The following is a 13,061-nucleotide window of genomic DNA, read 5'->3' on the forward strand; positions in this document are numbered from 1 at the left end:
ATGCGGTCGCAGAAGCATCGGAGCACAGCGTGCGCGGCACGCGTCCGGCGTGCCCGAACGCCTCCACCACGTCTGCTGTCGGAGCCATGGTCCGTCGATGACGCGTCGACAGCGACCGGGTTCGAGCCGTCATGGAAAGGCGTGGCTGATGAACCCGAATATCACTAGGGACGCCACCCAGCCCAGGACAACAATTCCGGCTCCGACGAGTTGCTGGGAGATCGTGCGTACTCGGCTGGGTGTAAGCCAGAAAGCCAAATATCTATTCACCACGGGCATAGCGATCCAGGTCAGGGAAACGACACTCAGAGCGGACTGGACGAACAGCTGGATGAACAGGGGAATCCCGATATCGTTGAGCGCGGTTCCTATATAGGACAGTACGATCACTATGGGATAAAGGGCCAGCAGTACTGTGAAAGCCTGCTTCCAGTTGGGAGGAATATCCGAGGTCGTCTCCTTGTCGAAGCGGAACCAACCGCTGAAACTGGACGAGACTTTGCGCACCCGATAGGTGGTGAGATATCGACGTCCCGCCGCCAACTGCTCGGTATAGATATCGGATTCCAGCCAATTATCGAGATGCCCGCGGGTGTCGAAACGGATGATCGCGACCCAGCGCTCCTGGACACCAGCCATGGGCTCGAAAATCTCGGAACCCATGAAGCCAGGGAATGTCCGCGCCGCCGCGAGCACTTTGTCCCACCAGTGTCCACAGTCTCGCTGATGGCCCGGTCGCACTTCGTGCGAGATAATCGCGGTGACAGGCTTCCGGTGGGCGGGCGCACCCCCGAGCAGGACATCCTGGATGCGCTGATCGACAATCAGCGCATCTTCCCCCTCTAGCAAGGATTTCCGCACGTCCGAGCGAAGCCAGGCGGTGAGTTGTTCGGGCTGCGCGAATCGGAAGGCGATGACCCACTGGTTGTCCTCGCCCGATTCAGGCGGATGAACTTCCGTTGCCTCGCAGCCTGCGAAGTCGGCTGTCGCGGCGATAACCCTGCTCTGCCAGCGCCAGTATTCCTCGGCAAAGCCTGGGCGCACGTTTACCGACACCACGAGTACGGCGCCGCCGGACGTGGGAGTCAGGTCCGCCGAACCTGCCATACGCTCCATCCTCCCTCAAAAACTTTCCTGACGTCGACATACCCGTCTCCGGAAGAAACCGCGCGAGATTCGTTCAGGAGATTCTCGATATGGAATCAGCCATGGTGGGCGATGCCCTTCTCTGCTCTGCGGCCTTAGGCTCTGACTTCCGTACACCGTGGCCCACCTTCATCAAGAAGGAGTGGACAATCGTGACGAAAGCTGAAGTAGATCTTCATTGCTGGGTGCCCACCTCGACGCCGCGACCGGCACGACATCCGGGACCGCTCAGCGGACGCTCGGTCGCGGTGAAAGACATGATCGCACTCACCGGGCATACCCCTTCGTATGGCCTCGCCACATGGCGCTCGACCCACCTACCGAGCGAGACGACCGCCCCGGTACTCGAACGACTGCTCAATGCGGGCGCGGCGATCGCAGGCATGAGCAAACTCGATGAACTCGCTTACTCGCTAGAGGGGAACACCGGTGAGGGCGAGGCGCCGCTGAATCCACGCTACCCGGATCGGCTCACCGGCGGGTCGTCCTCAGGACCCGCGTCCGCCGTAGCAGGCGCTGTGGCCGACATCGGGCTGGGCACCGATACAGCGGGGTCGATACGCGTCCCAGCTGCGGCCTGCGGCTTATTCGGCTTGCGCCCCACCCACGGAGTACTGGACACCACCGGAGTACTCCCCCTGGCCCCATCGTTCGACACAGTGGGGTTGCTGTGCGCCGAACCAGGACTGCTGGCCCAGACCTTCACCATCGCGGCCGGCGAGAAGGCAGACAAGCCCGAGCAGGTGATCTCGCGCATCTACTTGCCTCAGGATTGTGTGCATTCGGCGGGCGATGAGGCCACCCGAGCCATCCGAGCGACAGTAGAAGTCTTGGCCGACGTGCTCGGCTGCGCCGTCGACACCACCCTGGCCTTTTCGGACTTCGTCTCCGATAGGTCGGTCTCGATGTTCGCGAACCTGGTCGACCGGGAGATCTGGCAGACACACGGTGTGTGGGCACGCGAACATCTGGACGCATTCCACCCCCTCATCGCCGAGCGGCTGCGGCATGCCGCGGAAGTCAGCGGTATGCCAGCGGACCAGAAGCGAGCCGAAGAACAGGCCCGAGAGAACTACCGTGAACGCCTGGACAACATCGTCGCGGACGGAGCCGTAGTCGCGCTTCCCGTCCTCCCGCACCTACCACCCTCCCGGCACGCCGACGAAGAGGAACTGGCCGCCTACCGGCTGGCGACCTTCCGCCTGACCGCTCCCGCCAGCCTGGCGAGTTGCCCGCAACTCGTCGTTCCGACGAGCGGACGGAACTTCGGCGTTGGCATCCTGGCCGGGCGCCACACCGAGTCTGCCCTGCTGGACGCGGCCATCCGCTACGCGGACAGTGACAGCGCCTAACATGTCCCGGCTCTACGGCAGTCAGCACTGGGCGGTTCGCCGAACACCTGATAGCGTCAGCACTCGGCACGCACATCAGCCACGCCTACCGCGCAGATAATCGCTCACCACGGCAGCGCCGAGACCGTCCGGGTCCGGCATCACAACGCAACCACCACTCCGGCGGGCCATCAGATCGACGAACCCGGCCGGTCTCGGATCCGCGCCGATCATGAACACCGTCACCGAAGCGCCGAGCGCTGCCAAGACGTCGACTTGAGCCATCGTCACAGCCAGCGTGTGCTGCGCGGGTGGCCAGGTGAAGGAGACCGCACCATTCGGCTCCAGGTGGGCGGTAGGTTCCCCGTCGGTGACGACAAGCACCACAGGCACGGCATCCGGATGCCTGCGCAGATGCCCGGCGGCCAGCAGCAGCGCGTGGTGCAGGTTGGTGCCCTGCGCCCACACGCCATCCAAAGCGGTCAGTTCACCGATATCGACCGTGGTGGCCTGCCTGCCGAAGGCGATCACGCGCAACGCATCGGACCGAAACCGAGTTCCGATCAGATGGTGCAGGGCCAAGGCAGTGCGCTTCATCGACACCCACCTGTCACCCTGCACCATCGACCAAGAAGTGTCGACGCACAACGCCACAGCCGCCCTGGCCCGATGCTCGGTTTCCATAACCTCGACATCCGAGATGTCCAACCGAACCCGGCGACTGCCTGTCGACACCGACCGCAAGACCGCGTTGCGCACGGTCCGCGCCACATCCCAGGGCGCGGTGTCGCCGAACTGCCACGTCCGGGTGGCCCCAGTCGGCTCGCCTGCCGCACCGGCCAAGGCCGTGTCCCACTCACCGCGCCGGGAGCCCAGCTGCCCGACAGCATCCCGCAGCGCTATATCTCCCAGCCGTCGTAAAGCCTTAGGGGTCAGCCGGAGCGTGCCGTCGTGCCTCCGTTCGAACAAGCCTTGTTCACGCAGCTCCCGTTCCAATTCGGTCAGTAGGGAAGCGGCTGTGCGCGCGTCCGGGCCGAGCTGGCGAGCCAGTGCGTCCAGATCGATGTCCTCCAGCTCGGCGCCGACATAAGTCTGGCCGAGTTGCTCGGCGAGCGCATCCAGTTCGGCGAGGTCCTGTAGGGCCTGCGCACCCGCCCCGAGTCCCAACGGGTCCGAGCCGAAGAACCGCTGCCCGGAGTCCCAGTCCTGGTCCGGACGTAGCGCACGCAAATGCGCGTCAAGCGCGGCGATCCGCTCGGCGAGACCGGAGTCGCCGAACGCCTGTCCGCTCAGCGCGACCAATTCCGCCCGCTGCTGCTCGGACATCGAGTTCAGCATGCGCTGCGCGGCGGATGCGCGGGCGGCGAGCACGTCGATCAGTTCCTCGATATCGCCAGGACGCTCCGGAAAGAACTCACCGTGCTCGGCCAGGAAATCGGCGAACCGCTGCTCGGTGTCCTCACCCCTCGCATGGACTGCGAGCAAATCAGCTAAATCGGACATCATCCGTTGGGTTCGCTCGACATCCGTGGGCGTGGTGCGCTGCACAGCGTGCTTCAGGCCCTGGAAGCGGGACTCCAATAGTTCCCGCCCGAGCAGATCACGGATTTCCCGATAATTCTCCCGCCCGGTCTCCGATCGCCAGGAGTAATTGGCGAGCTCCTCGATCATGGCGGCTACGTTCGCGGGCAGCATGTCCAACTGCGCTTCGGCGAATCTCGCGGCATCGGACGGGTCGGGAAACAGGGCGCTACGCTCGGCCCGCATAGCTGCCTCCAACAGTTCACGCGCCTGCCGCAGCGTGCCGTCCAGCCGGTGCCGCCGCAAGATCTCCGTCCGACGCTGCCACACTCGGCGGGTCAGCTCTTCCAGCCCGGTCATCGTGCGAGTGCCGCGCCGCAGCAGTTCTCGCAATGCGGTGCGTGGCGAACTACCTGCCATCACCTCGCGTCCGATCCGGTCCAGCGCCTCCCGCGAATCGAGTGGAGGCGCCAGCGGATCCGGCTCGTCGTGGTAGGGCCCATAGAAGTAGCGGTCGGGGGAGTTCACCATGTCCTGCCAGGGGCTTTCGCAATCATCGCCCGTACACCACTGTGCCGTCGTCGGCGTCCTTGGCGAGCCGACGGTCCAGATAAAGAGCCTCCAGGGCGAACTCGACAGCCGAAGCGATCCGGGGCGGCGGATCGGCCGCACCGACGCCGAGCCGAGCGGCGACCTCGTACAGAACTGGAAGTTCGGGTAGCGCGGCAAGGATTTCCTCGCCCGACACACGTTCACCAGTGGTGACCAGATGACCGGCACCGACCGCCTCGGCCAATGGCCGCAAGTCCAGCCCACTGAACCACGCCCGCGCGGTCCCGGCGAACGAGCGGCGCAGCAGGTAGGTGAGATGTTCCTGCTCGCGCCCCTCCTCACCGGACTCGAACTCCAGCTTGCCGCGCAATACCCCGGACACGGATTCGAGGTCGATGGGACGGGCCACAGCAGGACGCTCCCCGGTGACCGCAGAGCGGTGCAACGCGGCAGCAGCCACCGTTTCGGCGGCGGCGACCGAGAATCGGGCGGAAACACCGGAGCGCTGGTCGATCGCGGACGATTCGCGAAGTTGCCGCACGAACCGCGCGAGCACCTCGATCAGCGGGTCACCCACCTCGGCCACCAGCTCGGCTTCTTGGCGGACCAAAGCCACTTCCGCATCGACGCTGGGCGGATAGTGAGTGCGGATCTCCGCGCCGAAACGGTCCTTCAGCGGGGTGATGATCCGACCGCGATTGGTGTAATCCTCTGGGTTCGCGGTGGCGACGAGCAGCACGTCCAACGGCAAACGCACGGTGTAGCCGCGGACTTGGATATCACGTTCCTCCATCACATTCAGCAGCGCTACCTGGATACGCTCGGCGAGGTCCGGCAACTCGTTGATAGCGACGATGCCACGGTGAGCGCGCGGCACGAGCCCGAAGTGGATGGTCTCGGGATCGCCGAGACTGCGCCCCTCGGCCACTTTGACCGGATCGACGTCACCGATCAGATCCCCGACGGAGGTATCCGGCGTCGCGAGCTTCTCCGCATAACGCTGCGATCGGTGCCGCCACGCCACAGGCAGATCGGCGCCGAATTCGGCGGCCAACCTACGACCGGCCGGGCTTATCGGGTCGAGCGGATGCTCGCCCAGTTCGACACCCGCGATCACCGGAGTCCACTCATCGAGCAGACCGGCCACTGTACGCAGCAGCCGAGTCTTGCCCTGGCCGCGCTCCCCCAGTAGCACGACATCATGACCTGCCAGCAGCGCGCGCTCCAATTGCGGCACGACGGTCCGGTCGAAACCGACGATGCCCGGCCACGGGATGCTGCCCGAACCCAGACAAACCAGCAGATTCTCCCGGATCTCGGACTTCACCCCGCGCGGCAGATAGCCTGCCGTGCGCAACTCGCCCACGGTCGTGGGCAGGTGTGCGGGAACATCCACGGTTTCGACGCTACGTCTATTCGATGCTCGAGTCGACGTGCGTCGATGCTCGAGTCGACGTGCGGCTGGTTAGCGCATACACGAATTTGACGATCGTCATGCTGGAGAACACCCGAGTCGTCATAGCCGCCGCGCGATCCGCACAGCCCGCGAGCGGATGGCTCGCGGGCGATCGGTATCAGGGTTTCATCGCCTGACCTTCTCCCATAACCGCAGATAGACCTCCGCGCCGTGGAATATGTCATTCATGATTTCCGGGCCGCCGAGGACGCGGACCGCCTCGAGCCAGTCGGCGTAGGTGCCGTATGTCGCGATACCGTCGACGTTGATATCGAAAGTGCGCTCACCCCAGCTTTCTCGATCGAAAGTCACCGCGCCGTCGCGGGAGGTGAAGGGGTAATGGACGACACCGGGTCCCACTGGTCCGCCCTGGCCGGAGATACCGTTCATATCCGAACCGAAGCCGATACCGAAACCACCGGTACCACCGTGCATGGCGCGAGCTTTCCGCCAACTATGGATGAAACCCGCGGGAGAACCCGCGTGGGGGGTGACGAAACCCCCTGCTGCGTAAACTCTTTTGGTGGTGCGTTCGGAGTCCCAGCCGTGCGTGGACAAAACGCCGGGGTAGCGACGCTGTTCGATTATGGACATGGCTTCGTTGGCGGTGGCCTCGCTCATATGATCGATTTCGATGAGGAAACCTTGGTCGATCATCTTGTTGATCAGGTATTTGCCGAGATCGGTCAGGCCACGCGCGTTGCAGTGAGGTCCCTCCGGGTACAGGGGTAGCGGAGCACCACCGATCAAAGGGCCGATGAGCTTGCTGAGGAACTGGTTGACATCGCCTGCTACCGGTACCGAGCGCTGGGTCATGTCGTGTTCCGGGCCGGAGCAGGGCTGCGCATTCCAGAAAGTGCCGGTCTGCATGAAGTTACCCGCGTTCACCAGCACTCCGGTGAGGTTGGCATCCATCTTGGTGCCGCCGAAGGCGTTGTCGAATTTGTGGACGGGGAAGAAACTGCTCACACCGAGGTTCCTGAGTTCGCTCAGCCAGCGGTCGACGTCGGCCGTGGTGCACTTCGGTCGGCCGAGGAAGACGCCGCACCCCATAGGGCCGGACAGTTCCATGCCGAGCACCACAGCGAGCTTGCCCGACGCGGCGACCCGGCGTGCCTCGGCTGGTTCGGTGACAATGCGGAAGAAGCCTTTTCCTGGTCCACCGGCCTGGGCATCGATGTAGTCCTGTAGCGCGTGCAGGCCTGCGACCTGGATGCGCACGGAGGCCATATCATCGCACGGGTTTCGGCGATCGGTCATCATGGAGCACAACGACTCGTTGTCGACCAGATCGGCGGTCATCACGCGGAGACCGGCCTTCCATGCTCGTTCGATGGCGGTCCAGTAGATGTTCTCGGTGGTAAGCATGGACGGCTTCGGCCAGTCGCGGAAGCTGGGCCAACCGCGAGTGTCGGACGAGTGCGATGGCTCGCCGTGGTCGAGGAAATTGGCGACCAAGCCATTGGTACCGTTCCGGTACGGCGCGCAGTCCGGCAATGCGTAGGCCGCGCCGTATGGATGCCATGGGCGGCCACAATGGAAATTGCCGCCCATGAATTCATAAGCGGAGACGTGCACATGCGCATCGATGGTGCCCACGATCGAACCGTCAGGGCCGACGCTTCGGCCGGGCGTGCCGGTGGCGCCGACCTTCGCCTCCGGGAAGTCCGCGCAACCGGTGTCCTGGACGAAAGTGGCGGACATGCTGGTTTTGGTCGCGCCATTGGTAAGAGTGAATCCGCCTGCGCCGGAGCCGTCCACCCGCCAGACCGCAGTAGCCGACGGGTTCTTCGCGGGGCGGACCGACCCTGCCGAGGCGTCCAGTACCTCGCGATTTCGTCCATAGAGCAGATACTCACCGAGCGCCGTCGCGCGCATCCGGTACGGCCCCGCTGCCGGAACCAGTGGGCCGTCCGGGGTTTCGATCCGATAGCAGCCGTTGACCAGCGAATAGCGAGTCTGTCCCGGATCGGCAGCCGGGGCAGCGGCGGCGAACCCCATACCGGGCCCGGCGAGACCCGCGGCTATCAGGGTGGTGGTGGCGAATACTGATAGATACTTCAAGCGCGCTTCTCCTGAGTGGGAGATATCGAAGCGCAAGGCTTCTCACTCTGAAACTGTCGTGTTTCACACTTAGCGCAGCCGAGACCCGCATCCGCGGCGCCCGGATGCGGCCCGCAGATGCGCACCGTGCCCGACAACGTACTATGAAAAGCCGTCTTTTCGTGGCCGTTTCCCAGACCACGCTCGAACACATCAGTGCTACAGCCGGATTGGGTTACAGACGCCTGCCACCGAGAATCGGGCGATCGAGGTGCTGCGCGCTCTCGCGGACCATGGCCGTCACCGCGCGCCCTCAATTCCCGATCTGCTGATCGCAGCAGCCGCCGAACAGGGGAAACTCATAGTCCTCCCCACGCCGCTGAAGACTTCGAGATCCTCTCCGAGGTCACCGGACGGCCAGTCGAACGGCTCCGCTTCTGACTCGTTCCCGACCGGCGGGCACGCCAACAGAACCGAGCCACGACTTGTATCCGATGAGTTGTCCACGAGGAAGATTCAGGTCCCACACATAATCGAGGTGGCGAGGAACCTGGAGGAGATCATGAGTCGGTATGGACCAATGACCGAGCGGATCGTCGGTGTATGGCGGGAAGTATCCGGACGACGGCAATACCTTGGAATCGTGCTGGCAGTGGCCGGTGCGCTTGCCTGGGGCTTCGAGGCCTTCGGCACCTGGATGAAATCGATGGAGGAGAAGTTCCAGAATGCCTCCTATCTGCACGTGGGGTCCGTCGTCATCACCGCGAAGTCCGTGTTGCACATCGTGATGATGCTCTTCGGGCTCGTCGCACTACTACTATTCCTCGGGGCGATTCTGATGTTGCGCCGCGACGTGTTCGGACATGCGATCGTGGTCGTAGCGTGCGGCCTCGTATTGCTCGGGCACACGCTCGCTTTCATTCTCGCCCGGATTCGGTTCGGACCGTTCTACTATCCACCACCGAGCATCGTGTTCAGCTCGACTCTAATGATATTTCCGCTGGTCACGATCTGGTGCGCAGGCCCGATCATCGCCTACCGCCAACTCTGGCCCGCGCCTGACGCACCGCAGACCTGAAGAAGCGCCTCGATCGGCGAGGAAAGAGAGCGCGACCGGGACACCACCGCCGCCGGCCGATCTCCCGAAACACCACAACTAGTTGGATCGAACAAGTTTCAGCGAAGGGACGCGACCTTCCCTGCTACGGAAGTGGGTCGACTTCTTGCCGAGGCGGACGTGACCGTCTTGTGTTGCGGTGGATCCGGCGTCATGGCCGCTGTCGCCGAAAATCATGAAATCGACTGTGTGGAGCCCCCGAATTCCTACCCACTCATGATCATGTCACGACCGAAAACCGCTGTGAAGAAAAGAAATAAAAACGACCTTCGCCGACAGTATCTCGCTGAGTCATGTTTACTGATCCCGCCGGAAAAAGTGTGGACGGAACTCCGATCGCAGACTCGGAGCATTGTCGCACAAACCTCCCTCCTCACGTCCTCCAGCAAAGACGCCGGAAAAAGATCGATACGGTCGCGGCGGATTTCGCGCGCGTCGCGAACGGCTACCGCGCGCCTGAAGTACTCGATAATTGGACAAAGATAGAAGGATCAGACCAATGAAGCGTGGCATCAGTGTTGCTGTCGGTATGGTATCCGCGCTGTCCAGCGCCTTCCTGGCGGGAATTCCCGCGCATGCGGCTCCCCCTAAGCTCCCCGACCTCCAGGACGTGTTCCGGGCGCAGATCTTGGACTACCAGACTGCGGATACCAGCAAAGTGACGTTCACTAATAACTTTGTGGCGCTTACGGGAAGTCCCAAGGTCACTCTGGGTAAGCAGTGGTTCGCGGGCACGTCGACCTTGCGGAACACCAGCGACCAAGAACAGACCATGACCAGCCAGAGTTTCTCCAGGACCGTGGCCAACACGACGACGACGTCGGTCACGCGCGGGTTCGATGTCTGGACCAAGGTATCGGCCTCGCTGAATCTCAGTAAGGCACTGAACGTGGGTGCCGAACTGAATACGACCTGGAGCTTCAGCCAGACGCACAGCACCTCGACATCCACGTCGTCGACCTACACCGCTCCCGGACAGACTGTCAAGGTTCCTCCCCACTCCACAGCCACGGTCAACGTCACCTTGCAGCAGTCGGTGGCCACCGGAAACGTCGACCTGAACACCGACATCGGCGGCACCATCACCAACATGCGGGGTCGTAATGCGATGGGTCCCTTACCCTACTTCACATTCAAGATCTATGACACGATCAGGTACTTCCAAGATCACAAACAGACTGTTGATCACAGGGTGCCTCCACCGCTGCGAGATGGATTCTCGCTGAACGACGCCAGGAAGGTGCTCAACTTCAAGGGTGCCGGAACCTACAATGCTACTTACGGGGCGAACTTCCTGGTCAAGATTTCGATCAAGCCTGATGCTCCCAACGCGCCCGCGCCGAAGACCTTGACACGAACCTTCAAGGCGTTCTGATCTGCGTGCGTATACCCGCCGCAGGTGCTGGTTCGGTATGAGGGCCTCGGTAGTCGGTAGGGTACTACGGTGAGACACGGCGGTTCTTTCGGTCGCGTGGTGGATGCGTGAGTTGGCGCTTCACATCCTGCTGCCGGAAGAACCGCTCCTTTTCAGCTCATCCCATGCCGCACATCGGCGATGTCAGCCTGTTCACCACCTCCACCGTGCGGCGGGAACATAGCAAGGAGTACCGAGCACGCGCACCCCCTTTGCGACCTGCCGCCGTCTTTACCTGGATGTGGCGCCCGTCCCGATCTGTTGTGTCGTGTGACTTCGTGGAGTTGAGTTCCAGCACCCTGCCCCGGTCACTTCTTCCCAGACGCCAATCCGCTACGGAACTCCACGACATCGCCATCGGCCATCACATAGTCCTTGCCCTCCATCCGGACCTTCCCCGCCGCCTTGGCCGCTGCCATCGACCCGGCCTCGACCAGATCGCCGAAGGCCACGACCTCCGCCTTGATGAAGCCGCGTTCGAAGTCGGTGTGGATGACCCCCGCCGCCTTCGGCGCGGTATCACCCTGGTGAATGGTCCAGGCGCGTGCTTCTTTCGGGCCCGCGGTGAGGTAGGTCTGTAGGCCGAGGGTGTGGAAGCCCGCGCGGGCCAGAGCGTGCAGGCCGGGTTCGGACTGGCCGATGGATTCCAAGAGTTCGATGGCGGATTCCTCATCCAGTTCGAGGAGTTCGGCTTCTACTTTGGCGTCCAAGAAGACCGCGTCGGCCGGGGCGACCGAGGCTTTCAGCTGCTCGATCTTCGCCGCGTCGGTGAGCACCGACTCGTCGGCATTGAAGACGTAGAGGAAGGGTTTGGTGGTGAGCAGCGAGAGTTCTTTCAGCAGCTCGGTATCCACCTTGTCGCCCGCGGCGAACAGGGTGGTGCCGCTGTTGAGGATCTCCTGTGCGGCTTTGGCGGCGTCGGCGACCGGCTTGCGGTCCTTTTTGACCTTGGCTTCCTTATCCAGCCGCACGGCCGCTTTCTCCAGGGTCTGCAGGTCGGCGAGGATGAGTTCGGTCTCGATCACTTCGATGTCGGCGCCTGGATCGATCCGGCCGTCGACGTGCACGACATCGTCATCGGCGAAGACCCGCACCACCTGGCAGATGGCGTCGGCTTCGCGGATGTTGGCGAGGAATTTGTTGCCCAGGCCCGCACCCTCGGAGGCGCCCTTCACGATGCCCGCGATGTCGACGAACGACACGGTGGCCGGCACGATCCGCTCGGAGCCGAAGATCTCGGCCAGAGTGTTCAGCCGCGGATCGGGCAGCGGGACCACGCCGACATTGGGCTCGATGGTCGCGAACGGGTAGTTCGCGGCGAGCACGTCGTTCTTGGTCAACGCGTTGAACAGCGTCGATTTTCCGACGTTGGGCAGGCCGACGATTCCGAGGGTGAGACTCACGAGGAATAGAGTCTACGCCGGGTGCGGACTCTTCTACCCCGCGCCCGGCACGTCTGCCCTGGAAAGTGGTGTGCGCATGCAGTCCCGCCGCCGCGCACACCGCGCTGGGGCGACCCGCTCGATCAGGGGATCAGGACAACTTTGCCGAGGTTGGCGCGTGCTTCGATGACGGCGTGCGCGGCAGCGGCGTCTTCCAGAGCGAATTCGGCGTGCACAGCGGGGCGCAACTGACCGGAGACGAAATACTGCCACAGCTCTTGTCGCCAGTGCTCGTACCGGTCGGGCTGTTCCCGCGCGGTGCGGGCCAGCTGGAAACCGAGCACTGATGTGGCGTCGGCGGGCAGATCGGATGCCTGGTCGGTGTCGACACCGCTGCTGTAGGCGACCAACCGTCCGCCAGGAACCAAAGCCGCGAGCGCGGAGGTGCGCACGTCGCCACCGACGGCGTCGAGCGCGTAGTCGGCGGAAACGCCCCAGGGCTGCTCGTGATACTCGACCACTTCGTCAGCGCCGAGTTTCTGCGCGAATTCCGCCTTCGCGGGATCGGATACCGCGCCGACCACCCGCGTCGCGCCACGGACCCGCGCCAGCTGAACCGCGAGATGTCCGGTGCCACCCGCGGCGGCGGTGATGAGCGCGACCTCGCCGTCCTGCGCAGCAGCGGTATCGAGTGCGCCGAGCGCCACCAATCCGCTGCGCACCAGCGCGACCGCGTCGAGGGCCGAGGCGCTGTCGGGAATCGGCGACGCATCGGCCGCGGGAAGCAGCGCGTAGTCGGCATAGCCGTGCCCGGATACCAGACCGGTGACCCGGTATCCGGGCGTGTACCCGTCGACACCCTCACCTACCGCGACCACTTCACCGGCCACCTCACCACCCACTGCGATCGGTTCACGCTGCTCGCGCACCGTCCGCACCACCGGAACAGCCACACCGATCGCCTCGACACGAACCAGCAGCTCACCCGGTCCTGGCGTCGGCACCTCGACCGAGACGAGCTCGAGCACCTCGGGTCCACCGTTGTGCTCGTATTGCACCCGCCGCATCGCACCTCCAGAATTCGTCAGAAGGCGCAACG

General features: G+C 63.6%; 9 protein-coding genes. 3 read left to right on the forward strand and 6 right to left on the reverse strand.

The genetic code is table 11. The features are described from left to right. Window positions 1-129: 129 nt before the first annotated feature. Complete coding sequence (locus tag ACX4ZE_RS06830; RefSeq protein WP_480272448.1) at window positions 130-1,107, reverse strand: antibiotic biosynthesis monooxygenase; 978 nt, start codon at window positions 1,105-1,107, stop codon at window positions 130-132. A 191-nt stretch (window positions 1,108-1,298) separates the two neighbouring features. Between ACX4ZE_RS06830 and ACX4ZE_RS06835 the strand changes: the two genes are divergently transcribed. Beyond that, window positions 1,299-2,498 carry an amidase family protein gene (locus ACX4ZE_RS06835; protein ID WP_480272449.1) on the forward strand — a complete coding sequence of 400 codons (1,200 nt, stop codon included), beginning with the start codon at window positions 1,299-1,301 and terminating at the stop codon, window positions 2,496-2,498. A 75-nt stretch (window positions 2,499-2,573) separates the two neighbouring features. Here ACX4ZE_RS06835 and ACX4ZE_RS06840 read toward each other — a convergent pair whose 3' ends face one another. From ACX4ZE_RS06840 to ACX4ZE_RS06850, 3 genes are all read right to left on the reverse strand, one after another. Further along, the gene (locus ACX4ZE_RS06840; RefSeq protein ID WP_480272450.1) at window positions 2,574-4,529 is read right to left on the reverse strand and encodes a vWA domain-containing protein; all 1,956 of its coding nucleotides are present in this window, start codon (window positions 4,527-4,529) and stop codon (window positions 2,574-2,576) included. A 22-nt stretch (window positions 4,530-4,551) separates the two neighbouring features. Continuing rightward, entirely contained in the window at window positions 4,552-5,946 is a 1,395-nt protein-coding gene (locus tag ACX4ZE_RS06845) for an ATP-binding protein (RefSeq protein WP_480272451.1), read from the reverse strand. A 186-nt stretch (window positions 5,947-6,132) separates the two neighbouring features. Then, entirely contained in the window at window positions 6,133-8,070 is a 1,938-nt protein-coding gene (locus ACX4ZE_RS06850) for a peptidase (protein WP_480272452.1), read from the reverse strand. Between the two features lie 541 nt (window positions 8,071-8,611). Between ACX4ZE_RS06850 and ACX4ZE_RS06855 the strand changes: the two genes are divergently transcribed. Then, window positions 8,612-9,127, forward strand: coding sequence for a hypothetical protein (locus ACX4ZE_RS06855; RefSeq protein ID WP_480272453.1), 516 nt, complete (start codon window positions 8,612-8,614; stop codon window positions 9,125-9,127). 538 nt (window positions 9,128-9,665) lie between these two features. Next, complete coding sequence (locus tag ACX4ZE_RS06860; protein WP_480272454.1) at window positions 9,666-10,541, forward strand: ETX/MTX2 family pore-forming toxin; 876 nt, start codon at window positions 9,666-9,668, stop codon at window positions 10,539-10,541. A 347-nt stretch (window positions 10,542-10,888) separates the two neighbouring features. Here ACX4ZE_RS06860 and ychF read toward each other — a convergent pair whose 3' ends face one another. Further along, window positions 10,889-11,983 (reverse strand): redox-regulated ATPase YchF, encoded by a 1,095-nt coding sequence (ychF, locus tag ACX4ZE_RS06865; RefSeq protein ID WP_480272455.1) that lies wholly within the window; start codon window positions 11,981-11,983, stop codon window positions 10,889-10,891. A gap of 122 nt (window positions 11,984-12,105) precedes the next feature. Then, complete coding sequence (locus ACX4ZE_RS06870) at window positions 12,106-13,029, reverse strand: quinone oxidoreductase family protein (protein WP_480272456.1); 924 nt, start codon at window positions 13,027-13,029, stop codon at window positions 12,106-12,108. Between the last annotated feature and the right edge of the window lie 32 nt (window positions 13,030-13,061).

The sequence above is a fragment of the Nocardia sp. TBRC8007 genome, from assembly GCF_056629435.1.

Coding starts and splice junctions, on each gene's coding strand:
- ACX4ZE_RS06830 (WP_480272448.1), bottom strand. CDS start 1,107: ATGGCAGGTTCGGCGGACCTGACTCCCACGTCCGGCGGCGCCGTACTC.
- ACX4ZE_RS06840 (WP_480272450.1), bottom strand. CDS start 4,529: ATGGTGAACTCCCCCGACCGCTACTTCTATGGGCCCTACCACGACGAG.
- ACX4ZE_RS06855 (WP_480272453.1), top strand. CDS start 8,612: ATGAGTCGGTATGGACCAATGACCGAGCGGATCGTCGGTGTATGGCGG.
- ACX4ZE_RS06860 (WP_480272454.1), top strand. CDS start 9,666: ATGAAGCGTGGCATCAGTGTTGCTGTCGGTATGGTATCCGCGCTGTCC.
- ACX4ZE_RS06870 (WP_480272456.1), bottom strand. CDS start 13,029: ATGCGGCGGGTGCAATACGAGCACAACGGTGGACCCGAGGTGCTCGAG.